The sequence below is a fragment of the Actinacidiphila bryophytorum genome (genome assembly GCF_016916835.1).
Taxonomy (GTDB): Bacteria; Actinomycetota; Actinomycetes; order Streptomycetales; family Streptomycetaceae; genus Actinacidiphila; species Actinacidiphila bryophytorum.
This window is the reverse complement of record NZ_JAFFIX010000013.1, coordinates 1-25049: the sequence shown is the minus strand read 5'-3', so window position 1 is coordinate 25049 and position 25049 is coordinate 1. Positions and strand designations below refer to the sequence as shown.

The 25049-nt window shown below is 74.1% G+C and carries 21 protein-coding genes; 9 read left to right on the top strand and 12 right to left on the bottom strand.

From position 1 onward, the window contains the following. Positions 1-151 precede the first annotated feature (151 nt). Positions 152-2704 (top strand): polysaccharide lyase family 8 super-sandwich domain-containing protein, encoded by a 2553-nt coding sequence (locus JT723_RS19800; RefSeq protein WP_205046044.1) that lies wholly within the window; start codon positions 152-154, stop codon positions 2702-2704. On the opposite strand, the gene JT723_RS19795 is transcribed toward JT723_RS19800, so the two are convergent. The 10 genes from JT723_RS19795 to JT723_RS19750 all read right to left on the bottom strand — a co-directional run bounded on the left by JT723_RS19795 (position 2671) and on the right by JT723_RS19750 (position 14334). Then, positions 2671-3795, bottom strand: coding sequence for a branched-chain amino acid ABC transporter permease (locus tag JT723_RS19795; RefSeq protein ID WP_205046043.1), 1125 nt, complete (start codon positions 3793-3795; stop codon positions 2671-2673). The two genes, JT723_RS19800 and JT723_RS19795, sit on opposite strands and share 34 nt — an antisense overlap. Then, the gene (locus JT723_RS19790; RefSeq protein WP_205046042.1) at positions 3792-4679 is read right to left on the bottom strand and encodes a branched-chain amino acid ABC transporter permease; all 888 of its coding nucleotides are present in this window, start codon (positions 4677-4679) and stop codon (positions 3792-3794) included. The genes JT723_RS19795 and JT723_RS19790 overlap by 4 nt, the downstream gene beginning before the upstream one ends. Beyond that, positions 4679-5476, bottom strand: coding sequence for an ABC transporter ATP-binding protein (locus tag JT723_RS19785; protein ID WP_205046041.1), 798 nt, complete (start codon positions 5474-5476; stop codon positions 4679-4681). Before JT723_RS19785 ends, JT723_RS19790 begins: the two co-directional genes overlap by 1 nt. Next, positions 5473-6216: an ABC transporter ATP-binding protein gene (locus JT723_RS19780; RefSeq protein WP_205046040.1), complete on the bottom strand. Its 744-nt coding sequence runs from the start codon at positions 6214-6216 to the stop codon at positions 5473-5475. The genes JT723_RS19785 and JT723_RS19780 overlap by 4 nt, the downstream gene beginning before the upstream one ends. A gap of 3 nt (positions 6217-6219) precedes the next feature. Then, positions 6220-7467, bottom strand: coding sequence for a substrate-binding domain-containing protein (locus tag JT723_RS19775; protein ID WP_205046039.1), 1248 nt, complete (start codon positions 7465-7467; stop codon positions 6220-6222). 197 nt (positions 7468-7664) lie between these two features. Further along, the gene (locus tag JT723_RS19770) at positions 7665-8543 is read right to left on the bottom strand and encodes an alpha/beta fold hydrolase (RefSeq protein WP_205046038.1); all 879 of its coding nucleotides are present in this window, start codon (positions 8541-8543) and stop codon (positions 7665-7667) included. A gap of 141 nt (positions 8544-8684) precedes the next feature. After that, positions 8685-11219 carry an ABC transporter permease gene (locus JT723_RS19765; protein ID WP_205046037.1) on the bottom strand — a complete coding sequence of 845 codons (2535 nt, stop codon included), beginning with the start codon at positions 11217-11219 and terminating at the stop codon, positions 8685-8687. Next, the gene (locus tag JT723_RS19760) at positions 11219-11962 is read right to left on the bottom strand and encodes an ABC transporter ATP-binding protein (RefSeq protein WP_205046036.1); all 744 of its coding nucleotides are present in this window, start codon (positions 11960-11962) and stop codon (positions 11219-11221) included. The genes JT723_RS19765 and JT723_RS19760 overlap by 1 nt, the downstream gene beginning before the upstream one ends. Next, the gene (locus JT723_RS19755) at positions 11959-12579 is read right to left on the bottom strand and encodes a PadR family transcriptional regulator (protein ID WP_205046035.1); all 621 of its coding nucleotides are present in this window, start codon (positions 12577-12579) and stop codon (positions 11959-11961) included. The genes JT723_RS19760 and JT723_RS19755 overlap by 4 nt, the downstream gene beginning before the upstream one ends. 153 nt (positions 12580-12732) lie before the next feature. After that, positions 12733-14334: a purple acid phosphatase family protein gene (locus JT723_RS19750; RefSeq protein WP_205046034.1), complete on the bottom strand. Its 1602-nt coding sequence runs from the start codon at positions 14332-14334 to the stop codon at positions 12733-12735. Between the two features lie 310 nt (positions 14335-14644). Between JT723_RS19750 and JT723_RS19745 the strand changes: the two genes are divergently transcribed. Next, complete coding sequence (locus JT723_RS19745; RefSeq protein ID WP_205046033.1) at positions 14645-16702, top strand: phosphocholine-specific phospholipase C; 2058 nt, start codon at positions 14645-14647, stop codon at positions 16700-16702. Between the two features lie 72 nt (positions 16703-16774). Here the strand turns inward: JT723_RS19745 and JT723_RS19740 are convergent, their stop codons facing one another. After that, entirely contained in the window at positions 16775-17593 is an 819-nt protein-coding gene (locus JT723_RS19740) for a helix-turn-helix domain-containing protein (RefSeq protein ID WP_205046032.1), read from the bottom strand. A 108-nt stretch (positions 17594-17701) separates the two neighbouring features. Here JT723_RS19740 and JT723_RS19735 point away from each other — a divergent pair, with 108 nt between their 5' ends. Continuing rightward, positions 17702-18316, top strand: coding sequence for an RraA family protein (locus JT723_RS19735; protein ID WP_251513177.1), 615 nt, complete (start codon positions 17702-17704; stop codon positions 18314-18316). Positions 18317-18362: 46 nt separating this feature from the next. Here the strand turns inward: JT723_RS19735 and paaK are convergent, their stop codons facing one another. After that, positions 18363-19622, bottom strand: a complete 1260-nt coding sequence (gene paaK, locus JT723_RS19730) for a phenylacetate--CoA ligase PaaK (protein WP_205046164.1) — start codon at positions 19620-19622, stop codon at positions 18363-18365. A gap of 191 nt (positions 19623-19813) precedes the next feature. Here paaK and JT723_RS19725 point away from each other — a divergent pair, with 191 nt between their 5' ends. The 6 genes from JT723_RS19725 to paaE form a co-directional block, all read left to right on the top strand. Then, entirely contained in the window at positions 19814-21037 is a 1224-nt protein-coding gene (locus tag JT723_RS19725; protein WP_205046031.1) for a thiolase family protein, read from the top strand. Positions 21038-21166: 129 nt separating this feature from the next. Beyond that, the gene (gene paaA / locus JT723_RS19720; protein ID WP_240165890.1) at positions 21167-22219 is read left to right on the top strand and encodes a 1,2-phenylacetyl-CoA epoxidase subunit PaaA; all 1053 of its coding nucleotides are present in this window, start codon (positions 21167-21169) and stop codon (positions 22217-22219) included. Continuing rightward, on the top strand, positions 22216-22521 hold the full coding sequence (gene paaB / locus JT723_RS19715; RefSeq protein ID WP_205046030.1) for a 1,2-phenylacetyl-CoA epoxidase subunit PaaB: 306 nt from the start codon (positions 22216-22218) through the stop codon (positions 22519-22521). The genes paaA and paaB overlap by 4 nt, the downstream gene beginning before the upstream one ends. 12 nt (positions 22522-22533) lie before the next feature. Further along, on the top strand, positions 22534-23442 hold the full coding sequence (paaC, locus tag JT723_RS19710; protein WP_205046029.1) for a 1,2-phenylacetyl-CoA epoxidase subunit PaaC: 909 nt from the start codon (positions 22534-22536) through the stop codon (positions 23440-23442). After that, entirely contained in the window at positions 23436-23948 is a 513-nt protein-coding gene (gene paaD / locus JT723_RS19705; protein WP_205046028.1) for a 1,2-phenylacetyl-CoA epoxidase subunit PaaD, read from the top strand. Before paaC ends, paaD begins: the two co-directional genes overlap by 7 nt. Then, positions 23948-25049 (top strand): 1,2-phenylacetyl-CoA epoxidase subunit PaaE (gene paaE, locus JT723_RS19700; RefSeq protein WP_205046027.1); only part of this gene is annotated, 1102 nt, incomplete at its 3' end. The genes paaD and paaE, both read left to right, overlap by 1 nt.

Below are 25049 nucleotides of genomic sequence, written 5' to 3'. Positions count from 1 at the left end.
CGTAGCCGTAGCCGTAGCCGTAGCCGTAGCCGTAGTGCCCGGTATGGGCTGTGGGACGTGTGTCATTGCCGGTGACAGGTGGGAGCGGGGTTGCTTCAATGCGGGGGGCGCCGGTCACGGCGCCGCCCGCCGACCGCCTGGAGCGTCCGCCGTGCAGATATCCCGTCGTGCCCTGCTGTCGATCGCCCCGGCCGGCGCCCTGCTGGCCCTGGCCGGCTCCCTCCGCGCCAGTGCCGCGGAGGGCGGCGGCACGGCGACCGCGGGCACCGACCGGGCGACCCTGCTCGGCAACGTCACCGCGATCTTCTGCGGCACCGCCGAGTCCAACGCGCGCCCCGAGGTCGCCGGCAAGCTCGCCGCCCTCCAGGCCACGGCAAGGTCCCGGCTCGCCGCGATGGACACCGCGGGCAGCGGCGAACTCTTCCACGGCGTGGGCCTGGGCAGCAGCGACCCGCACCTGTCCACGTCCTTCCAGTACCTGTACGAGATCGCGCTCGCCACCCGCGCCCCCGGCTCGGCCCTGCTCGGCGACACCGCGGTGCAGCAGCGCGTCATCGACGGCCTGACCTGGCTCTACGACGGCTACTACGGCGACCAGGCGGCCGGATACTACGGCAACTGGTTCACCTGGGAGATCGGCATCTCCAGCTACGCGAGCCGCACCCTGGTCCTGCTCGCCGACGTCCTCGCCCAGGCCGCGCCCGGCCTCACCGCCACCTATGTCGCCGCCATGGACGGCTACCTGCGCAACGGCAAGGACGGCGACGTCGACCTCGACTCGCGCTTCCACACCGGCGCCAACCTCGCCGACATCACCACCAACCGCATCCTGCAGGGCGCGGCACTCGGCGACACCGCCCGCATCAGCAAGGCGGTCGCCGACCAGCTGACCGTGTACGCGGCCGTCGACCCCTACGCACCCCAGCACGGCGTCACCGACGGCTTCTACGCCGACGGGTCCTTCCTGCAGCACTCCTCGGTCGCCTACACCGGCTCCTACGGCACCGGGCTGCTCACCCGGGTGGTGCAGACCGTCAAGATCCTCGACGGCACGGGTTACGCCACCGGTGACGGCGGCCTTGTCGGCGGCGTCACCGGCTGGGTCGCCGACAGCTTCGCGCCGCTGATCGTGGAGGGCTGGATGGCGGAGGCCGTCAAGGGCCGGGCGGTGTCCAGGACCGGCACCGGATACGCCGACGTGGCCGCCGTCGTCGAGGCCGTCGTGGACCTGTCGGGCTACGCCACGGGGGAGTCCGCGACCGCGCTCGCCGGATACGCCAAGCACCTGCGGCAGGTGACCAGGACCCCGCCGGACCCGGCGGCCTTCGTCTCCCCGGTCAGCGTCGCCCGCTACGCCGACCTCCTCGCCGACCCCGCGGTCCCGGCCCGCGACATCAACCCCGAGGCCCTGCACAGCGCCTACCCCGCCATGGACCGCAGCGTCCACCGCCGCCCGGGCTGGACCTTCGCGCTGGCCCGCAGCTCCACCCGGATCAGCGGCTACGAGTACATGAGCGGCGAGAACCTCACACCCTGGTTCCAGGGCGCCGGCGCCCACTACCTCTACCTCGCGGGGCAGGACCAGACGCAGGCCTTCGGCGTCGACTACTTCACCGCGGTGCCCCCCGACCGGCTGGCCGGCGTCACCGCCCCCGTCGAGACAAGGCTGAGCGTCCCCGAGCTGTACGGCACCCAGTGGTACGACAACCCGGCCGCGGGCTTCACCTCCTCCTCGGTGTCGCAGAACGCGTACGTCTACTTCCCGCTGGGCACCAACACCCTGTCAGGCGGCGCGGTCCTCGGCACGTACGGCGCCGCGGCGATGGTGCTGGCCCCCGACGCGGCCTGGGCCGCCAAGCAGGCCGGGCAGCTCCCCGCCGACTTCGTCGCCTACCGCAGCGCCGACGCCACGAAGTCCTGGTTCATGCTCGACGACGAGGTCGTGGTGCTCGCGGCCGGCGTCGGCGACTCCGCGGGGCGCGCGGTCACCACCACCGCCGACGCCAGGATCGCCGGCGCCGCCGACCCGGTGGACCTCACCGGCCAACTGCTGGGCGGCGCCCCCTGGTCGGGGACCGGCACCGCCCCGCTGGCCTGGCTGCGCTATGCCGACCCGGCGCAGGGCACCGCGGTCGGCTACGTCCTGCTCGACCCGCACCAGCCGCAGCCGACCGTCGCACTCGACACCGTCACCCGCAGCCGCCGCGCGGTCCGGCTGACCAACCCCGACACGCCCGTCACCAAGCAGGTCTTCACCCTGGCCTTCCACCAGGAGCCGGGCGCCCGGCACACCGCACTGGCCTACGCCATCGTCCCCGGCGCCACCGAGCAGGCACTGCGCCGCTACGCCCGCGGCCCGCTGGAGGTCCTCGCCAACACCACCTCCGTGCAGGCCGTCAGCCACCGCGGGCTCGGCCTGCTCGCGGCCAACACCTTCACCGCGGGCACCCACAGGGCCGGCCGCCTCACCGTCGAAGGACCGGCCTCCGTGCTGCTGCGGGAGGCCCGCGACGGCACCGCGTCGCTGGCGCTCGCCGACCCGACGACCGCACGCGGCACCGTGACCGTCCACCTGGGCGGGCGCCGCCTGCGCCCGGTGACCGCGGACCCCGGGCTGCGTATCGTGCCCGCACCCGGTGGCACGAGCGTGGTCGCGGACACCGGTCGGCTCTACGGGCGCAGCCTGACCGCCGTCTTGCGCTGACGCGCCGTCAGGGCGGGGCGCAGCCGGGCCGGCAGCCGGGTCAGGCCGCCCGGCAGCGCGACGACGGTGACCACGAAGAGCGCGCCGAGCAGGAACAGCGGCTGCGACAGCGGCACCCGCAGCACCGACGGCAGCCCCGAGACGGTCTGCGAGCCCGCCAGGTCGCCGAGCCGGTGGTCGGCCCAGGTGTAGAGGACACCGCCGATCAGCGGCCCCCAGCGCGAACCGGAACCGCCGAGGACCACCATCACCAGCAGCGACAAGGTGAAGTCCGACGTCGTGGTCTGCGGGGTCGCCCCGCCGGTCAGCAGCAGGTGCACGATCCCGCCGACCGCGGCCAGCGCACCGGCCAGCACGAAGGCGACCAGTTTGAAGCCGTAGGGCCGCAGGCCCAGCACCTCCACCCGGCGCTCGTTCTCCTTGATGCCCTCCCAGACCCGCCCGGTGGGGGAGTTCACCGCCCAGTGCACGACCGCCAGGGTCAGCACCAGGTAGGCCAGTGCGATCCAGTAGAGGTTGACGGTGTTGCCGATACCGGCGAGCGAGCCGGGCAGCTTGTCCGCCGGGATGGCCCGGCCCTCCTCGCCGCCGGTGACACCGCCCGGGTCGCGCTCCACCAGGATCGAACCGGCCTGCGCGAAGGCCAGGGTGACCATCGAGAAGGCGATGCCGCCGACGCGCAGCGCCACCGAGCCGAGCGCGGCGGCCAGCGCGATCCCGCAGCACAGGCCGAGCACCGCGGCCACCGCGAAGGGCAGCCCGGCCTCCACCATGATCAGTTCGGTGGCGTAGCTGCCCGCGGCGAAGTACAGCGCATGCCCGAAGGAGAGCAGCCCCGTACGCCCGAGCAGCAGGTCGTACCCGGTGGCCAGCGCCCCGAAGACCAGGCACAGCGCCAGCAGTTGCAGATTGCCCGCACTGCCGATCGGGCCGTCGAGCAGCCCCGGCAGCGGCAGCGAGCTGTAGGGCGCGGCGAGCAGCGCGGCCAGCCCCGCGGCCGGCCACCAGCGGCCGTAGCGCTGCAACGACCCGGCGGGCGCGGCCGCGTCGGCGGCCGTGGCCGCCTCGCGGGCGGGCGTGGCGGTGGTCATGCGAGCCTCCCGGTGATGCCGCGCGGCTTGAGCAGCAGCAGGGCGGCGAGCAGCACGACGACGGCGAGGTCGCCGAGGCCCGACGCGGTGTAGTAGTTGGCGAACTGCTGGACCAGGCCCACCCCGACCGCGGCCAGCGCGGCACCGGCAACCGAGCCCATACCGCCCATGACCACCACCACGAAGGCGAAGATCAGCAGCGAGGTGCCCTGGCCCGGGTCGACCGAGCCGTAGTACAGCCCGCCGAGCGCCCCGCCCAGGGCCGCCGCGGCCCCGCCGATCGCGAAGACCAGCGTGAAGGCCCTGCGCACGTCGATGCCCAGCGCGGTGACCATCGCCCGGTCCTCCACCCCGGCCCGCACCACCAGGCCGTGCCGGGTGCCGCCCAGGAAGAGCCGCAGCGCCACCAGCACCGCGGCGGCGGCGCCGATCAGCACCAGCCGGTTCACCGGGATGTGCGCGCCCAGCAGCCCGAAGGTGCCCGACAGTGCGGCAGGCCCGGGGAAGGGCCGCGCGTCGGGTCCCCAGATCGCCGACAGCAGCGCCGGGACGGCGAGCCCCACCCCGACGGTCGCCAGCACCTGCTCGCGCGGCCGGTCGTACAGCGGGCGGATCAGGGCCAGTTCGAGCAGCACGGCGGCCACCGTGCCGACGGCCGTGCCGAAGCACACCGCGAGCACGAAGCCGAGACCGCCGGAGCCCGCACCCGGCAGATGCCCGTCCGCCGCCCACCAGGTGCCGTACGCTCCGACCGACAGCAGCGCCCCGTGGGCGAAGTTGAGCACGTCCATCAGCCCGAAGATCAGCGAGAGCCCCGCCGCCACCAGGAAGTACAGGGCGCCCAGGCCCAGTCCCGTGACGGCCAGCAGCACGACGGTCGACATCACGCACCGCCCTTCGCGCTGTCGGCTGCCGCTGCGGCAGCCCCGGGGTCGTGCGGGGCCATCGGGTGCTCCTCGGGTACGGCGTCGGTACGGCGGCCCACGCCCAGCAGCCGCCGGGTGGCCTCGGGGTCGGCGAGCAGGCCCGCTGCGGGGCCGCGGTGCGCGGTGCGGCCGTCGGCGAGGACCACGCAGTGCTCGGCGAGCCTGCGCACCATCGCCAGGTTCTGCTCGACCAGCAGCACCGGCACGGCCTGCGCGGCCCGCTCCAGCACCTGCGCCACCTCGGTGACCACCTTGGGCGCCAGGCCCTTGGTCGGCTCGTCGGCGATGATCAGCCGGTTGCCGTTCAGCAGGGTGCGGCCGATGGCCACCATCTGCTGCTGACCGCCCGACAGGGTGCCCGCCAACTGCCGGGCGCGGGTCTTCAGTTCGGGGAAGAGTTCGTGCACCAGCGCATAGGCGGGCTCGCCTGCGCCCGGGCGCTCGGCCAGCCGCAGGTTCTCCGCGACGGTCAGCGCCGAGAAGACCCCGCGGTCCTCCGGCGCGTAGCCGATACCGCGGCGCACCAGCGCATGGGTGGGCAGCCGTACGGTCTCCTCGCCGAGGAAGCGCACGCTCCCGGTGCGCGGCACCAGGCCCAGCACCCCGCGCACCGTCGTGGTCTTGCCCGCGCCGTTGCGGCCCAGCAGCGCGGTCACACCCGACGGCGCCACGTCCAGGTCCACGCCGTGCAGGATGTGCCGGCCGCCGATGACGACCGCCAGGTCCCGCACGGCAAGCAGCGGTTCCGTGCTCACAGCGCCTCCCCGAGATAGGCCTGCTGCACCACCGGGTCCGCGGTGACCGCCCGCGGTGTGTCCAGCGCCAGCAGCGTGCCGTGGTGCATCACCGCCAACCGGTCGGCCAGGCCCAGCAGTACGTCCATGTGGTGCTCCACCATCAGCACCGTCCTGCCCTCGTCGCGGTGCAGCGAGCGGATCAGCTCGGTCAGCGCGGGCACCTCCTCCGCGCTCACCCCGGCCATCGGCTCGTCGAGCAGCATCAGCCGCGGCTCGCCCACCAGCAGCACCGCCAGCTCCAGCTTCCGCTTCTCGCCGTGCGACAGCTCCGCGGAGGGCACGTCGGCCCGGTGCGCAAGACCGGTGCGCTCCAGCACCCGCCCGACGCGCTCCCGGTGGTCGCCGGCCCGCCGCCAGATCCGGTAGGAGCCGCCGGCCGCCGCCTGCGCGGCCAGCCGCACATGCCCTGCGACCGTGATCGCCGGCCACAGGCTGGAGGTCTGGAAGGTGCGGCCGAGCCCGCGCCGCGCCCTGGCGGGCACGCTCTCGGCCGTCACGTCGGCGCCGTCCAGACCGATCGACCCCCGGGTGGCCGGCACGAGCCCGCTGATCAGGTTGAACAGCGACGTCTTGCCCGCGCCGTTGGGGCCGATGAAGGCCAGGAACTCGCCCTCGTGCACATCGAAGGACACCTCGTCCACGATGGTCGCGCCGCCCACCGACCAGCCCAGGCCGCGCAGCCGCAGTACGGGGGTCACGGATCAGCCTGCCATCTGCTTCGACGGCGGGGTGACCGCGTCCTTCGGCAGCCGGCTGTCCAGCTGCGGCTTGGCGGCGGCCCCGGTCCCGGTCAGCGTCGCGGTGAACATCGGCTGCAGCAGCGCGTGGTCCACCGCGCGGATCTGGTCGTCGCCCTTGGGACCCTGGAAAGACCAGCCCTCCAGCGCCTTGGCCATCGCCGTGGGGTCGGTCGCGCTGCCGGCCTCCACCGCGTGCACGATCATCTGGGCCGCGGTGAAACCGTCAGGGCTGAACAGGTCGGGGGTGCCGCCGGCCTTGGTGATGCCGTCCAGCATCGCCTTCTCCACCGGGTTGTTGCCCGCACCGGGGAAGTAGTGCGCCAGGAACGACACCTTCGAGCCGGCCGCGCCGAACAGCGGGTAGGAGGCGATGCCGGCAAGGCCCGTGACGACCTTGGTCGAGCCGACCACGCCCTGCTGGTCGAGCGCCGTCCACAGCGCCGGCGCACTCGCCCCGGCCCACGCCACGAACACCAGGTCCGGTTTCTTGGACTTGACCTGCTGTGCGAACGGCGTCAGGTCGCCCGCGCTCGGCGGCGCCAGCACCGAGTCGACCGCCGCGCCCTGCCCGTCGCCCAGCACCGCCTTGACCGCGGCCACGTTGGCCTGGCCGAAGGCCGAGTTCTGCGTCAGCACCACGACCTTCTTGCCGTGCGAGTCACCGAGCAGCGAACCCGCCGTCATGATGTCCTGGTACGACTGCCGCCCCGAGCGGAAGGTATACGCGTTCAGGCCGGTCAGCGCGTCGGTCGCGGCGGGTCCCGCGATGTACAGCACGCGGTTCTGCGCGGCCAGCGGCGCCAGTTGCAGGGACACCCCCGAGTCCGTGGTGCCCGCGATGATCTTGGTGCCCTTGCCGATCAGCGTCTTGGCCTCCGCGACCGCCTTGGCCGGATCGCCCGCGTCGTCCTGCTCGGTCACGCGGATCTCGTGCCCGGCCGCCTTGCCGGTGCCGTGGGTCGCGTACGCCAGACCGGCGTTGAAGCCCTCCAGGTACTGCTTGCCGTAGGCGGCGAGCGGGCCGCTGCGCGAGTAGACCAGGCCGACGTCGACGGCCGCGCTGCCGCCCTTGCCGCCGTCCGGCGAACTCCCGGCGGTCCCCGCCTTGCTGCATGCTGTCAGCCCCGCCAGCAGGACGGCGGAGGCCAGCAGCGCAAGCGCGGGGACGGATCTGCTTCGTGACGTGCTCGATGTGCTGCTGCGACGCATGGTGACCGGCTCCCGGAACGGTGGATGGTTGCGCACACCGTAGGATCGCGGCGTCCCGCAGGACATGTGGCCGGACCACGTAGCCCCGGACACCGCCATGTCGGCGAGGACCATGGCGGCACCCCGGCCGCGGAACGCGCCGGCGGGGCGGCCCGCCAGGACCGCCCCGCCCCTCTGCGCCGGCTCACCGGCCGTCCTCACCCGCAGGCCACCGCGGCACGCAGGTGCCCCGCCACGGTGGCCGCACCCGCGGCTCCCAGCAGGATCGAGTAGTGGTTCACCCCGGGGACGAAGTGCGTCGCCACCGTGGTGGGGGCGGCGGCCTCGATCACCTCGGGCGGGTAGAGGCCCGTCGGCTCGTCGCGCAGTCCGCGCTCGGCCCACAGCATCTCGGCGGGGACCCGCAGGTGGTGGATCGCGGCGAAGACCGCGGGATTGCGCAGCTCGTCCTCGGCGTCCTCGCGGATCGCCGCCGCCCGGCACGCCGAGCGCAGATGCGGCTCCGCACCGACCAGGTCACGGTCCAGATACGCCCGCACCACCTCGCCGCCCAGCCCGGCGAAGGCCGGGTGCGCCGCCCAGAAGGCGTGGTAGGCGGCCCGGTCGGCGAACTCCATGTCCAGCTTGGCCATCGCCGGGCCGATCACCGCGTGCAGCACCTGGTCGATGTCCATGTCCGCGGGCACAGGGAAGCCCAGGCCGCCGTCGACCAGCACCAGGTGCCGGTAGCGGTGCGGGTCGCGCTGCGCGGCGACGCAGCCGACGAAGCCGCCCATCGAGTGGCCGGTGAGCACCGCCTGCTCCACCCCGACGTGGTCGAGCACCGCCAGCAGGTCGTCGGCGTGCGCCGCCATGCTGCTCTCGCCGGTGACATCCCCGCTGCGCCCGCGCCCGCGCAGGTCGGGCGCGATCACCTCGACCCCGTCCAGGGCCTCGGCGACCGCCGCCCACGACAGGCCGTTGCTCGCGATACCGTGCACCGCGAGCACCGTGCCGGCGCCCGGCGCCCCCGGCCAGTGGCGTACCGCCAGGGTGCCGCCCCGCACCTCGACACCGACGTCCGTGAAATCCCTCATGCCGCCCCGCCCCGCATCAGCCCCGCAGGCCGCACGCCGTCCGTGCGGCCCGAGCAGCTTAGGTGCCACCCTGCCACGTGGTGCATGGCCGTGGCCGACACAGCGGCGGCACCGGGTGTGTCGGCCGCGGCCACAGCCGGCTCACTCCGGCAGCCGCCGCGCCAGCCCCGGCGGTTCGCGGCCCGCCGACAGCCAGCCGGTGGCCGCCGCCAGCAGCGGTATCCCGGGGAAGGCCATGAGCAAGGGCACGACGGGCACATGGGCCAGCGGCGAGAGGTCGTCGCTGTAGGCGCTCAGCAGCACCAGATACGCGCCGAGCGCGCCCAGAACCGTACCGGCCAGCGCCAGCGCACCGGCCGTCGCGGCGGTCAGCGCCCGCCGGTCACCCGAGGTGGCGCCGGTCGCGGTGAGGGTGCGCAGGTCGTCCGCGGACTCCGCCCGCAGGGTGCCCACCGTCATCGCCAGCACGCCGAGCGCCAGCGCGGCCCCCGCGGCGACCGACACCAGCCGCACCGTACGCAGCCCGCCCTGCCGGTCGCGGAACTCCGTGGACATGCCGCCGGACGCCGCCATGTCCCGGGCAGCGGCCCGGTCCTCACCGGTCAGCCCCTGCCCCGCGGTGACCAGCCAGCCCACCGCGATGGTGCGCAGGCCCTGCTCCCGGACGGCGGCCTGGGTGAGGAAGGCGTGCGGCACCGCGGTGTACGCGCTGCCCGGCACGTGCACCGCGACCGGGTCCTCGCCCGGCCCTCCACGCCGTGTGGTGCCCAGCACGTCCAGCGGCCGCGCGTCGGAACCGGGGAGCGAGGACAGGATGCGGGCGTCCGGTGCCGCCGCGAGCGCCGGGCCGAGGCCGAACTCCCGCACCGCGTCAGGCGTGGCGACGTAGAGCGGGATGCTGGCCCACACGTTCTCCCCGGTCCTGCGGCCGGTCTCGGCCACCGGCTGCCCTTCGAGCCCGCCGCGGGCGGTGGTGTGCGGGACGGCGGGGTCGTACGCCATCTCCAGCGGCGTCGCCCTGCCCCCGACGGACGCCGCCCACCGGTCGACGGCGGACTGCTGGGCGCGCCTGGCGGCGTCCGACAGCAGCGGGACGACCGTGTCGTGCGCACCCACCCGGACCATCGCCTGGCGGTCCGACAGGTTCCCGCCGTCCGCGGTGTGCTCACTGGCCGCGGCCAGCACGCTGATCGCCACCGGCACACCGATCGCCAGGGTGATCGCGGCCAGCGCGGCGCCCGACCGGGCCTGGTGCCGGCCCAGGTCCCGCAGCGCCAGCCGGGTGGTGAAGGGCGCACGCCCTGCCGCCGCGGCCATCATCCGCACCGCGGGCGCGCTGAGCAGCAGCATGCCCAGCACCACGCCGACGATGCCGAGCACCACCAGCAGCCCGTTGGTGCGGTGCGAGGGGACCAGCGCGCCCGCCCCGGCCGCCAGCAGGGCGGCCGCTGCCCACACCGACTGCCGTGCGGGCAGCGGCCGCGGCGGCCGGGCGGACAGCGCCCGGGCGGTGGGGATGCGGGCCATCGCCCGCGCCGGCCACCAGGCCGCGGCGGTCGGTGCGGCCACCCCCATCACCAGCAGCAGCGCCAGCATCGGCCAGGGCAGGTCGAGGCGGTCGATGCGGTGCTCGGCGGCCGACTCCAGACGCGGGGCCAGCGGAATCCACGCCGCGGCGCCCAGGACCGCACCGCACGCCGTCGCGACGGCGCCGGTCAGCGCCCCGTGCCCGAGCAGCACCCACCGCAGCTGGCGGTCGGTGGCGCCGATCGTGCCGAGCATCCCGATCTGCCGCAGCCTGCGGTGGGCCGCGGCGGCGAAGCCCGCGGCGGCCACCAGGGAGACCAGCAGCAGGGCCACCGTGGCCAGGGCCACGACGAAGGTGTCGGACGCGGTCCTGCCGTAGTCGTCCCGCTGCTGGTTCACCACGGGCGCGCCGCCCGGCGAGGATCTGCGCAGCGCGTCGACCGCGCTCGCCGGTGCGTCGGTCAGGACGTCGGCGGAGGCCGCGGGCAGCCCGGCGACCGTGCTCCCGGCGGCGCTTCCGGTGCCCGGGGCGGCCAGGGCGAAGGTGTCGGCGAGCAGCCCGGGGTTCTCCACCATGCCGGTCACCGTCAGCCGCTGGCCGCCGAGGACGACGTCGGCGCCGGTACGGGTGTGGAAGAGCGCAGCCGCCGACGGGGTGAGGGCCACTTCGCCGCTGCCGGCCGGATAGCGCCCGGACAGCAGCCGCAACCGGCCTGCGGTGAAGTGCCCGTGCGGGTCCTCGGCGCGGATGTCCAGGCCGTTCACGGACCCGGGCACCGGCACCTGCCGGTGCGCGGTGACGTCCGCGGGAGCCAGCCGCGCCCGCACCTCGGCCACCGCCGCCGGCAGTGCGGCGCCGCGCGCACCGCCGTCCACATGCAGCCGCTGCGCGGCGGACCCGAAGATGCCGGCCGGCGTCTGCACATAGGCGTGCATCGCGGCGAGCCCGCACACGGCGGCCCCCACCACGAGGGCGATCAGCGCGGTCAGCAGCACCTGACGGCGCCTTTCGCGGCGCAGCAGCCGCCACGACCAGCGCAGCACGGCACGCCTGGCGGGCAGCCCGCCCGTCCCCGCGCCCTTCGGCAGCAGCGGGACCCCCGGGCGCCGGTCCGCCGCAGGGACTGCCTGCGGATGGGGGGCGGCCATCAGCGGGCCTCCTCGCCGGACGCAGGCCCGCCGGCCGACAGCAGCGACTCGGGGCCGGCCAGCGGGCTGGTGGTGTCGACGATCTCGCCGTCCCGCACGAAGACCACCCGGTCGGCCCAGGAGGCCAGTTGGGCGTCATGGGTGACCAGCACGGCGGCGGCGCCACCGCGGCAGGCGGACCTGATCAGCCGCATCACACCCTCGCCGCTGTGCGAGTCCAGCGCGCCCGTCGGTTCGTCCGCGAGCAGCAGCCTGCGCTCGCCGACCAGCGCCCTGGCCAGCGCGACCCGCTGCCGCTGCCCGCCGGACAGCTCGTCGGGGAAGCTGTCGGCGCGGTCGGCGAGACCCAGCTCCTCCAGCGCGGCGAGCCCCGCGCGGCGGGCCTGCCGAGTCCTGACGCCGTCCAGCTCCAGCGGCATCGTGATGTTCTCGACCGCGGTGAGCCCGGCGAGCAGGTTGAAGTCCTGGAAGACGTAGCCGATATGGCGGCGGCGCAGTCTGGCCCGGTCGTCGCGGCTCAGTCCGGACAGCGCGGTGCCCTCGATGAAGACCTCGCCGCTGGTGGGCTCCTCCAGGCTGCCCGCGATGGTCAGCAGGGTGGACTTGCCCGACCCGCTCGGCCCCATCACGGCGACCATCTCGCCCGCGGTGACGGTCAGGTCGGCGCCTGCCAGCGCCCGCACGGCGGCGGGACCCTCGCCGTAGGTCTTGGACACCCCGCGCAGTTCCAGCGGCGCGGTCACCGGACCGACCCCCTTCCGCTCGGTGCGGCGGACGCCGGGGCGGTCGCGGCGGTCCCGGGTGCGGCCTGCGGCACGGCGGGTGCGGCGGCCTGCTGCCCCGGGTCCTGGTGGCGGAGCCGGGCCTGTGCCGCGTCCAGCCAGCGGACCACCGACTCCAGGCGGTACAGCTGGGCATCGGCGACCAGCAGCAGCGACAGGTCGTCCTGCGCATGCTCCTTGAGCCGGGTGTACTGCTGCATCCGCTCGATGGTGGCCCTGCGGTGCGCCTGCAGGATCCCGGGCACGTCGACCCCGGGCAGCCGCAGTGCCACCAGCACCTTGATCAGCAGCTCGTCGCGCGGCGGCGCGTCGGCGGTGGGCGGTGTGCGCAGCCAGGTGGCCAGCTCCGCGCCGCCTGCCTGTGTGATGCGGTAGCTCTTCTGCGGCCCGGCCTCGCCCGGCTCGTCCTGGTCGGACTCCACCAGCCCGTCCCGCTCCAGGCGCTGCATCGTGGAATAGACCTGGCCGACATTCAGCGGCCACACCTCTCCGGTCCGCGCCTCGAACTCCTGCCGCAGCTGCAGTCCGTACTTGGGTCCCTCGCTCAGCAGGGCGAGCAAAGCATGGCGCACACTCATCGGATCGACCTCCCCGTCCATCTGTATACCCGGTATCATACCCGGTATACACGAACGCGGAAGACGACCCGCGGGAGAATTCCCGCGGGTCGTCCTCCGGGAGATACAGCCCGGTGCAGGCCCGTCAGAGCCGGCCTGTCGGCAGCCGGCCGGTCAGCCGCGGCCGTCCGACCGCTTGCGGTGCAGCGTGAAGCGCTCGAAGACCGACAGCTCGCCGTTCGGCTTGTTCACGTTGTAATACGTGACGTGCATCCGGGTGGTGTCCCCGGGGAAGCGCCCCGGGTCCACGGTGAAGGCGGCGAAGCCGTAGGGGTGCTCGATGTCGCGCACCCCGGTCCAGACCGCCTCCTCCTTGACGTAGGTCGCGGCCCGCTTGCCGCCCGCGGGGCGGGTGGCGGCCACCGCGGTGATCACCTTGGCGGTGCCGTCCTTGAAGAAGGCCTGGTTGGTGGTGCCGGAGACACCGCCGCCGCCCAGCACCATGTGGACCGTGCCGAGGCCGGTGTCGATGTCGTCGGTCCTGGCCGAGGCCGGGTTCGGGGTCAGCGTCTCACTGCCGCTGACGACGCCGCGCACCGCGAGCGACCGCTCGTAGTTGTGCTCGTGGCCGCACACCACCAGGTCGACCTGGTAGCGGTCGAACAGCGGCCCGTAGGCCGCGCGCAGCCCGAGGTCGGCGCCGTTGGCGTCGGAGGAGCTGATCATCACCTGGTGCATCGCCACGACGACCCAGTCGATGCCGGTGTCGCGCCGGGCGGCCTTCAGCTCCCGCTCCAGGAAGGCCAGCTGGCGCCCGCCGGAGTAGCCGTTGACGTAGACGTCGCCGCCGTCCTGCAGCGCGATGTCGTCGTTCTGCAGCACGATCACCCGCACCGACCCCGCGGTGAAGGCGTACCACAGGCCCGCGAGTTCGTCGTCGGTCTCGGTCGAGGGCAGGTCGAAGTACGTCTGGTACGCGCCGAGGCCCAGCGGGCCGTTGCCCGACTCGATCTCATGGTTGCCGGCGGCGGGCATCCACGGGCGGAAGCGGGCGGAACGCGTGTTGTTGGTGAAGAAGTTGTTCCAGGTGCGCACCCGGTCCACGTCGAGGTTGGCGTAGCACAGGTCGCCGTTGAGCAGGTGGAAGAGCGGCGCGACCTGCTCGATGCCGGTGACGATGTCCTTGGTCGCCGGGGTGGAGTTGGCGTCGAAGGCCGCCGTGCCGTCGCTCGCCCAGGTCACCTGGGGCGCCGACTGGTCGCCGAAGCTGGTGAAGGTCAGCGGCCTGCGGCCGCGCGGCGCCGTGCGGAAGGTGCCGCTGTCGGGCGTGGCACCGTCGTGCGAGACCAGGTAGTAGTAGTCGGTGTCCGGGCGCAGCCCGCTGATCGGCGCGTGGTGGACGTAGACCTTCCGGCCCGACTTGCCGTCGGCGTACACCCGGGTCTGCGCCGACGCGCCGGAGCCCAGGCCCCCTTCCAGGGTGCCGTACAGGACGCGGGGCCGCTTGACCGGCGCGTCGGTCAGCCAGGAGACCACCATCTGGCTGGACGGGTCCCGGCCGAAGGTCAGGTGCAGGCCCTGCACCGGGGAGGCGCCCCCGGCGTCGGGGGTGGGGTGGAAGGCGGGTGCGCCGGCCGGCGCGGCGGCGGAGGCGGTCCCCGCGCTCAGCAGCGGTACGGCGACGGCGCCGACTCCCGCGGTCCCCAGCATGCCGACCGCGGTGCGCCGGCTGAGGCGGTCTCCCGACGGCTCCGGTGTGTCCATCTGTGCGACCATCGTTGCTCCTTGGTGCAAGGCTGCTTGGTGCATGGGCTGCGAACGCGTGAAGACTCGCGCCCGCCGGCGACGGCCAGTTGAACAGTGCCTGTCCTGATCGCGTCGGAAGTCGCCTGAGACGGCAAGGTGTTCGAGCGCATGCCCGTCCCGGCCGCGGCCCGTTCCGCTTTCGTCCCACCGGACTCCGCTGTTCGCGACGCGTACCGCGGCCCGTCACCCGGGCGACACGGGCAGGTCGCCCGGTGTCGCTGCGCTTGGGGCGGGTCTTCCCGCCCCGCCACCCTCCACCTGCGAAGAGGTACTCCGAGCCATGGCCGAACCCACCCGGCGGCGCTTCCTGCAGATCGCCGGCGCCACTGCCGGCTTCACCGCGCTGACCAACAGCATCAACCGCGCCGCCGCCATCCCGGCCGGGCGCCGCACCGGGACCATCAAGGACGTCGACCACATCGTCGTCCTGATGCAGGAGAACCGCTCCTTCGACCACTACTTCGGCTCGCTGCGCGGAGTGCGCGGCTTCGGCGACCCCCGCCCGGTGCTGCTCGGGAACGGCAAGCCGGTCTGGTACCAGCCCGACGGCACGGGCAAGGACGTGCTGCCCTACCACCCGGACGCCGGCGACCTGGGCATGCAGTTCATCGAGGGCCTCAACCACGAGTGGACCGGCAGCCACGCCGCCTTCAACGACGGCCGCTACGACCGCTGGATCCCGGCCAAGTCCGCGGCCACCATGGCGTACCTGACCCGGGAGGACATCCCCTTCCACTACGCGCTGGCCGACGCCTTCACGGTCTGCGACGCCTACCACTGCTCCTTCATCGGCGGCACCGACCCCAACCGCTACTACATGTGGTCGGGCTGGACGGGCAACGACGGCAAGGGCGCGGGCCCTGTGCTGGACAACTCGGAGAAGGGCTACGACTGGACCACCTACCCCGAGCGGCTGGAGAAGGCCGGTATCTCCTGGAAGATCTACCAGGACGTCGGCGACGGCCTGGACGCGGCCAACTCCTGGGGCTGGATCCCGGACGCCTACCGCGGCAACTACGGCGACAACTCGCTGCTGTACTTCGACAACTACCGCAACGCGCAGCCCGGCGACGCGCTGTACGAGAAGGCCCGCACCGGCACCGACGCCAAGGCGGGCGACGGCTTCTTCGACATCCTCACGTCCGACGTGCTGGGCGGCAGGCTGCCGCAGATCTCCTGGATCGCCGCACCCGAGGCCTTCTCCGAGCACCCCAACTGGCCCGCGAACTACGGCGCCTGGTACATCTCCCAGGTCCTCGACGCGCTGACCGCCGACCCCGAGGTGTGGAGCAGGACCGCGCTGTTCATCACCTACGACGAGAACGACGGCTACTTCGACCACGTGGTGCCGCCCTTCGCGCCGCCCGCGGCGGGCCGCGGAGCCTCGACCGCCGACACCGGCCTCGAGGTCTTCCCTGGCAACAGCACCTACGCGGCCGGCCCCTACGGGCTGGGCCAGCGGGTGCCGATGACGGTGGTCTCGCCGTGGAGCACCGGCGGCTACGTCTGCTCCGAGGTCTTCGACCACACCTCGATCGTGCGCTTCATGGAGCGCCGCTTCGGTGTGCACGAGCCGCAGATCTCGCCCTGGCGGCGTGCCGTGTGCGGCGACCTGACGTCGGCCTTCGACTTCGGCCTGACGCACGGCAGGCCGGCGCCGCTGCCCGACACCGACGGCTACCGGCCGCAGGACCGCGACCGGCACGACAGCTATGTGCCGGTGCCGCCCGCCCACCAGGTGCTGCCGGTGCAGGAGAAGGGCAGCCGCCCGACCCGCCCGCTGCCCTACGCCCCGCAGGTCGACGCGGCCGTGACACCCTCCAGCGAGCGCGTCACCCTCACCTTCGGCGGCGGGGTCGCGGCCGGCGTGTGCTTCCACGTCACCGCCGCCGGCCGCACCGACGGCCCGTGGACGTACACCGCGGAGGCCGGCAAGAAGCTCTCCGGCAGCTGGGACACCGCCGAGCAGGGCGGGTCCTACGACCTGACGGCGTACGGCCCGGCCGGCTTCCTGCGCACCTTCAAGGGCTCCGCGGCCCACGCCGGCCCCGAGGTGACAGCCCGCCACGACGCCACCGGGCGGATCGAGCTGACCTTCACCAACTCGGGCCGCGACGACGTACGCCTGACCGTCCGCAACGCCTACGACGGCCACCACGCCACGTACACCGTCCGCGCCGGCCGCCGCGAGATCCACACTGTCGACCTCGCCCGCAGCAAGCGCTGGTACGACATCACCGTGACCGCCGACCACGACCCCGCATACCTGCGCCGGCTGGCCGGGCACGTGGAGAACGGCAGGCCCGGGGTGAGCGACCCGGCCATCGCCACCGGCTGACCCCCGCACGGGCGCCGGCCCCGCCGTCCGCTGAGGGCGGCGCACGCCCGCGTACGACCACGTGCCGTACGACTACGCGCCGCGCCGCCCGAAGCGGGCCGGTGGGACCCCCATGTGCCGGGTGAAGTGCCGGCTCAGATGCGCCTGGTCGTAGAAGCCGACCGCACCGGCCACGTCGACCGGCCGCTCGCCGGCCAGCAGCAGCGCCCTGGCCCGGTCGATCCGGCGCCCCGTCAGGTAGGTGTGCGGGGGCAGCCCGTAGGCCCGGGTGAAGCAGCGGATCAGATGCGTCGGGTGGGCATGGAGCACCCGGGTCGCCTCGTCCAGCGACAGGCCGGCCTGCACGCGGGAGTCCAGCAGTTCGCGCAGCCGCGCCGCCAGCCGGTGGTCGGCCGGGTCCCGCGGGGGAGGGCGGCGCCGGTCCAGGTGGGTCAGCAGCCTCTCGCGTACGAACGCCAGCCGCGACTCGGCCTCCAGGACGTCACCGCCGTCCTCCGGCGGGCGCAGTGCCTGGTGCAGCAGGTGCACCCGGTCGTGCAGCGCGGGGTCCAGCAGGATCGGCCCGTCCACCGCGGTGCCCGCCAGCCTTTCCGGCAGCACGTCGGTCGACAGGTACAGCACCCGCTTGCGGAAGCCGAGCCCGCCGACGGAGCGCCCGTCGTGCGGCACCCCCGGCGGCAGCAGCACGACCCGCCCGGCGTCTGTCGCGTCGTGCCGCCTGCGGTCGAGGGCGAAGTCGACGACACCGTCGTCCAGCAGCATCAGGTCCCAGGTGTCGTGGGTGTGCACCGGGTAGGCGTGCTCGGCGAAGTTCGCGTGCAGCACCTCGCTGATCCCCGCCACGGCCGGTCGCCAGGCGCGGACCTCGGCACCGGGACGCGATCCCCTCACCCCTGCAATGTAACAAGGGGTACGGACAGTGCGGGCGGGCCGCCGGTCCCGTCCCCGCCGCTCGCGCCCGGCGGGGGCGGGACCCGTACCGTCCGGTAGCGTGCGAACGTGAGCGAATTCCAGCAGATCCCCCCGACCACACTCGCCGACGTCCTGGGCCGCGGCCAGGTCATGGATGCCGGTCTGCGGCCGCTGTGGGGACCCGCGCCGCGGATCGGGGGACCGGCCTTCACCGTACGCTGCCCGCCCGGCGACAACCTGATGCTGCACGCGGCCATCTACCGGGCGGCGCCCGGCTCGGTGATCGTGATGGAGGCCGGCGACACGGACTACGCGGTGGCCGGCGGCAACGTCTGCGCCGTCGCCCAGCGGCGCGGCATCGCCGGCTTCGTCATCGACGGGGTCATCCGCGACCTCGGCGAGGTCCGCGCGATGGGCTTCCCGGTCCTGGCCCGCGGCATCGCCCCCTGCCCCGGCGGCAAGTCGGCGGTCCTGCCGCTCGGCGAGCCGGTGCGCTGCGGCGGCGTCGAGGTCCGCAGCGGCGACATCGTGGTCGCCGACGAGGAGGGCGTCGCCGTCGTCCCGGCCGGGCGCGCGGGCGAGGTGCTGGCCGACGCACAGCGGAAGCTGGCCAAGGAGGCCGACGAGAGCCTCGACGCGTGGGAGGCCGCGCACCGCGCCCGCATCGACCGCATTTTGGCCGACCACGGCCACCTGGACTGACCCCGGCCCGGCTTCCGGCGGCCCGCCCCGGCTTCGGATCGCCAGGTCAGGCCTGGCGCAGGTCCCTGATGCGCTGGATCTTGCCGACCGAGCGCTCCAGGCTCTCCGGCTCCACGACGGTGACCTCCACGGTGACGCCGACACCGTCCTTGACGCCCTGCGCGATACGGCGGGCCGCCTCGTCGCGGTCCGCGGGCGCCGCGTCGGGCCTGGCCTCCACGACGACGGTCATGTGGTCCATACGCCCGCGCCGGGTCAGGTCCAGGCGGAAGTGCGGCGCCACCCCGGGCACGCCGAGGACGATCTCCTCGACCTGCGTGGGGAAGACGTTCACCCCGCGCAGGATGATCATGTCGTCGCTGCGCCCCGTCACCTTCTCCATCCGCCGGAAGGCCGGGCGTGCGGTGCCCGGCAGCAGCCGGGTCAGGTCGCGGGTGCGGTAGCGGACGACGGGCAGCGCTTCCTTGGTCAGCGAGGTGAACACCAGCTCCCCGCGTTCGCCGTCCGGCAGGACGCCGTCGCCGAGCGGGTCGACGACCTCGGGCAGGAAGTGGTCCTCCCACACGTGCAGGCCGTCCTTGGTCTCCACGCACTCCTGCGCCACACCGGGACCCATGACCTCGGACAGACCGTAGATGTCCACCGCGTCGAGGCCCGCCCGCTCCTCGATCTCCGCGCGCATCGCCTCCGTCCACGGCTCGGCCCCGAAGATGCCCACCTTCAGCGAGGTGGACCGCGGGTCGACGCCCTGACGTTCGAACTCGTCCAGCAGGGTGAGCATGTACGACGGGGTCACCATGATGATCTCGGGCCGGAAGTCCAGGACGAGCCGCACCTGCCGGGCCGTCATGCCGCCGGAGGCGGGGATCACCGTGCAGCCGGCCCGCTCGGCGCCGTAGTGCGCCCCGAGGCCGCCGGTGAAGAGCCCGTAGCCGTAGGCGATGTGCACCTTGTGGCCGGGACGGCCGCCCGCGGCCCTGATCGAGCGCGCCACGACGTCGGCCCACACCGACAGGTCGCCCTCGGTGTACCCCACCACCGTGGGGCGGCCCGTCGTACCGCTGGAGGCGTGGATGCGCCGCACCTGGTCCACGGGCACGGCGAACATGCCGTACGGGTAGCTGTCGCGCAGGTCCGCCTTGGTGGTGAAGGGGAAGCGCGCGAGGTCGGCGAGGCTGCGGCAGTCCTCGGGCGTCACACCGGCGGCGTCGAACTTGCGGCGGTAGAGCTCCACATGCGCGTACGCATGCCGCAGCGTCGCCCGCAGCCGGTCCAGTTGCAGCGCGTGCAGTTCCTCGCGGGTCATGCGCTCGGCGTCGTCCAGCTGGCCCACGGATGCACCTGCCTTGTCTCCCGACCGACCATTCGGTTAGCGTGCCGCCACGTAAGCAAGGGCCGCCGCAGCCTGTCAAGAGGAGGAGTACATGTCCCGTACGCCCCGCAGGAACTGGTGCCGCGGTAGCGTCGTCCCGCGTCCCGCCGACACCGAGGAGAGCCATGTCCGATGAGGTCTACCTGGTGGACGGCGCGCGCACCCCGCAGGGGCGGTACGGCGGCGCGCTCGCCCCGGTGCGGCCCGACGACCTGGCCGCGCTCGTCGTCGCCGAGGCGGTGCGGCGTGGCGGCGTCCCGGCCGGTGCGGTGGACGAGGTCGTGCTCGGCGCCGCGAACCAGGCCGGCGAGGACAACCGCGACGTCGCCCGGATGGCCGTGCTGCTCGCGGGCCTGCCCGAGACCGTCCCCGGCTACACCGTCAACCGGCTGTGCGCCTCGGGCCTGACCGCGGTCGCCTCCGCCGCCCAGGCGATCCGCTCGGGCGAGGCCGACGTGGTGGTCGCCGGCGGTGTGGAGTCCATGACCAGGGCGCCCTGGGTGATGGCCAAACCCGGCACCCCCTGGGCCAAGCCGGGCCAGGTGCACGACACGGCACTGGGCTGGCGCTTCACCAACCCGCGCTTCACCGCCGCCGACCGTGCCGCGTCCGGCGGCAGGGGGGCCGACGCGGGCAAGGTGACGCTGTCGATGGGGGAGACCGCCGAGGAGGTCGCCGCGCTCGACGGCATCACCAGGGCCGACAGCGACGCCTTCGCGCTGCGCAGCCACCGGCGGGCGGTCGCCGCCCAGGAGGCCGGGCACTTCGACCGGGAGATCGTCCCGGTGCCGGTCGGCGACGGCTCGGTCACCCGCGACGAGGGGCCGCGCCCGGGCACCTCCCTGGACAAGCTCGCCGCGCTGCGCACGGTCTTCCGCGACGGCGGTGTCGTCACCGCCGGGTCCTCCTCACCGCTGTCCGACGGCGCCGCCGCCCTGCTGGTGGCCGGCGCCGACGCGGTCGAGCGGTACGGGCTGACGCCGCGCGCCCGTGTCGTCACCTCCGCATCCGCAGGGGTGCAGCCGCACCTGATGGGGCTCGGCCCGGTGCCCGCCACCGAGAAGGCGCTGGCCAGGGCCGGGTGGAAGACCTCGGACCTGGACGCGGTCGAGCTGAACGAGGCCTTCGCCGCCCAGGCGCTCGCCGTGATCGGCCGCCTCGGCCTCGACCAGGAGCGGGTCAACGCCGACGGCGGCGCCATCGCGCTGGGCCATCCGCTGGGCTGTTCCGGGGCGCGCATCCTGCTCACCCTGCTGGGCCGGCTGGAGCGCGAGGGCGGCAGCCGCGGGCTGGCCACGCTGTGCGTCGGCGTCGGGCAGGGGGTCGCGATGCTGGTGGAGCGGGTCTGACCACGGGTCTTCGCCGGGCCGGTGCCGCGGGGGCTTGCCTCGGCGGCGAAAGATCCGCACACTTGGTACCGAACGAACGGTCGGTTGGCGATGCCCGCAGGGGCTGCGGGCCGGGACGAGGAGGCAGGCATGCCAGTGGAAGGCTCGCCGGGCGCCGCCCGGGGGAGTGGCGGCCGGGATGACGGCCGCCCCGGGGACGGCCCTGGTGCCGCCCCCGCCGACCCGCTGCTCCAGGAGCGCTTCGACGCCACCATCGCCGGCAACCAGCGCATCGAGCCGCGCGACTGGATGCCCGACGGCTACCGCAAGACGCTGATCCGGCAGATCGCCCAGCACGCCCACTCGGAGATCATCGGCATGCAGCCCGAGGGGGAGTGGATCACCCGCGCGCCCTCGCTGCGCCGCAAGGCGATCCTCTTCGCCAAGGTGCAGGACGAGGCGGGCCACGGCCTGTATCTCTACTCGGCCGCCGAGACACTGGGCGCCGACCGCGCCGACCTGACCGAGCGGCTCATCGAGGGTCGCCAGAAGTACTCGTCCATCTTCAACTACCCCACCGCCAGCTACGCCGACGTCGGCGTGATCGGCTGGTTCGTGGACGGCGCCGCGATCTGCAACCAGGTGCCGCTGTGCCGCAGTTCGTACGGCCCCTACGCCCGCGCCATGGTGCGCGTGTGCAAGGAGGAGTCCTTCCACCAGCGGCAGGGCTACGAACTGCTGATGACGATGATGCGCGGCACCGACGCCCAGCGCGCCATGGTGCAGGACGCGGTGGACCGCTGGTGGTGGCCGTCGCTGATGATGTTCGGCCCGCCCGACGGCGACTCGCCCAACTCCGCCCGGTCCATGGCGTGGAAGATCAAACGGCACAGCAACGACGAGCTGCGGCAGCGCTTCGTCGACATGACCGTGCCGCAGGCGGAGCGGCTCGGCGTCGTCCTGCCCGACCCCGAACTGCGCTGGAACGAGGAGCGCGGGCGGCACGACTTCGGCACCCCCGACTGGTCGGAGCTGCAGCGGGTGATCAGCGGCGACGGTCCGCTCAACACCGAGCGGGTCGCCCGCCGCCGTACGGCACACGAGGACGGCGCCTGGGTCCGCGAGGCGGCTACCGCCCACGCGGCCAAGCAGGCGGCCAGGGCCGGGCAGGCGGCCCGCGAGCAGGAAGGCGTCGGAGTATGAGTGACACCCAGGGCGCGGCCGGGCAGGACTGGCCGCTGTACGAGGTGTTCGTCCGCGGCAAGCGCGGGCTGAACCACGTGCACGTCGGATCGCTGCACGCCGCCGACGACCGCATGGCCCTCACCCATGCCCGCGACCTCTACACCCGCCGCAACGAGGGCGTGTCCATCTGGGTCGTGCGCTCCGACCTCATCGCCGCCTCGACCCGCGACGAGAAGGACCCCTTCTTCAAGCCCAGCGCCGACAAGGTCTACCGCCACCCGACCTTCTACGACATCCCCGACGACGTCCCGCACATCTAGGAGCCGGCCGCCATGAGCGACGACACCGACGACCACGTCTACCTCTCCCTCGCCGAGGGGCACGACGACGGCGACTCCCGCTGGGCGTTCGGCACCGGCTTCGAGGACCCGCTGCACGGCGTCGACACCTCCGTGCCCGACGGCGTGGACCCCGCGGAAGTCGCCGCCGTGTGCCTGGCGCTGGGCGACGACGCGCTCGTCAGCGCGCAGCGGCTGGCCCAGTGGTGCACCCGCGCCCCCGAGCTGGAGGAGGAGGTCGCGCTCGCCAACATCGGCCTCGACCTGCTCGGCCAGGCCCGGCTGCTGTACGCCCGCTGCGGCCAGGTCGACGGCAGCGGGCGCGGCGAGGACGCGTACGCCTACACCCGTGACGCCGCCGACTTCCGCAACGTGCGGCTGGCCGAACTGCCCGACACCGACTTCGCCTTCTGTGTCGTGCGGCTGCTGGTGCTCTCCAGCTGGCGGCTCGCGCTCTTCGGCCGGCTGGCCCTCGCGGCGGACCCGGTGCTGGCCGCGGTGGCGGCCAAGGGCGTGGCGGAACTGGCCTACCACCGGCAGTACGCCGCCGACTGGGCGCTGCGGCTCGGCGACGGCACCGAGGAGTCGCACCGCAGGATGCGTGCGGCGCTCGCCGAGGTGGCGCCCTACCTGGACGAAGTGCTGGAAGCCGAGCCGCCGTTCGCGGTGCGAGCCGACCAGGCCGGCCCTTCCGGCGATGCCCGTCACACCGGCGACGCCGACGCCGTCCGGCGCGAGACGCTGGACGTGCTCGGCCAGGTGCTGTCGGCCGCCGGGCTCGACCTGCCCGCCGTGCCCGCGCTGCCGGGCTCCGGGCGGCGCGGCGAGCACACCGGCCATCTGGCCCCGCTGCTGGCCGAGTTGCAGAGCGTGGCCCGCGCACACCCGGAGGCGACGTGGTGACCGCCCCGTCGCTGCACACCGCCCGCCGGGTCGCCGCCGAGGTGCCCGACCCCGAGCTGCCCATGCTCACCCTCGCCGACCTCGGGGTGCTCAGGGACGTCCGGCTCGCGTCCGACGGCACGGTCGTCGCCAGCCTCACGCCCACCTACTCCGGGTGCCCCGCGATGGCCGAGATGCGCGCCGACGTGGCCGCGAGGCTGCGCGGCGCCGGCTTCGCCAAGGTGGAGATCCGCACCGTCCTCGACCCGCCGTGGTCCACCGACCTGATCACCGCGCACGGCAGGCGCACCCTGCGCGAGTACGGCATCGCGCCGCCCGGCCCCGCGCCCCGCCGGACCCCGGGCCCCGTCCCGCTGGTGCTCGGCGCTCCCCGGCTCGCGGTCGGCTGCCCGCGCTGCGGCTCGGCCGACACCGAGGAGACGTCCCGCTTCTCGGCCACCGCCTGCAAGTCCCTGTGGCGCTGCCGCGCCTGCCGCGAACCCTTCGAGCACGTCAAGGAGCTGTGATGGCCCCGACCACCACCGCCGCCGCCGGGGCCGTACGGCCGCGCCGCCGGCCGGTCTTCCACGCGCTGCGGGTGGCCGACGTCCGCCCGCTGTGCGAGGACGCCGTCTCCGTCGGCTTCGAGATCCCCGGCGAGCTGGCAGCCGAGTACGCCCACCGCCCCGGCCAGTCGCTCACCCTGCGCCGCACCGTCGACGGGCGGGACGAGCGGCGCTCGTACTCCATCTGCTCGCCCGCCGGTTCACCGCCGCGGATCGGCGTGCGGGTGGTGCCAGGCGGGCTGTTCTCCGACTGGCTGGTGCACGGCCTGCGCCCCGGCGACACCGTCGAGGTGCTGCCGCCGACCGGTGCCTTCACCCCGGACCTCAGCACCCCCGGCCACCATGTGCTGATCGCCGCCGGGTCCGGGATCACCCCGATGATGTCCATCGCCGAGTCCGTACTGGCCGCGGACCCGCGCTCGCGCGTCACGCTCTTCTACGGCAACCGGCGCACCGGCACGGTGATGTTCGCCGACGACCTCGCCGACCTCAAGGACGCGTATCCGGCCCGCTTCCAGATCGGCCACGTGCTCTCCCGCGAGCCGCGCGAGGCGGAACTGCTGTCCGGGCGGCTGGACGCGGACCGGCTCGCCGCACTCATCGACGGCCTGGTCCACGTCCCCGGCGCGGACCACTGGTGGCTGTGCGGCCCGCAGGGCATGATCACCGACGCCCAGCGCGTGCTGGCCGGCCTCGGCGTCCCGGAAGAGCGGGTCCACCGCGAGCTGTTCTTCGCCGACGACGAGCCGATCACCCCGCTGCGCCACCCCGACGAGACCACCCACGGCCCGGTCAGCCAGGTCACCGTCACCCTCGACGGCCGCAGCTCCACCGCGGCCCTGCCCACCGACGCGACGATCCTCGACGCGGCCCAACGCGTCCGCCCCGACCTCCCCTTCGCCTGCAAGGGCGGCGTCTGCGGCACCTGCCGCGCCCGCGTCACCGAGGGCGAGGCCGACATGCGCCGCAACTTCGCCCTCGAATCCGCCGAGGTCGACGCGGGTTACATCCTGACCTGCCAGTCCTTCCCGGCCTCCGCCACCTTGACCGTCGACTACGACG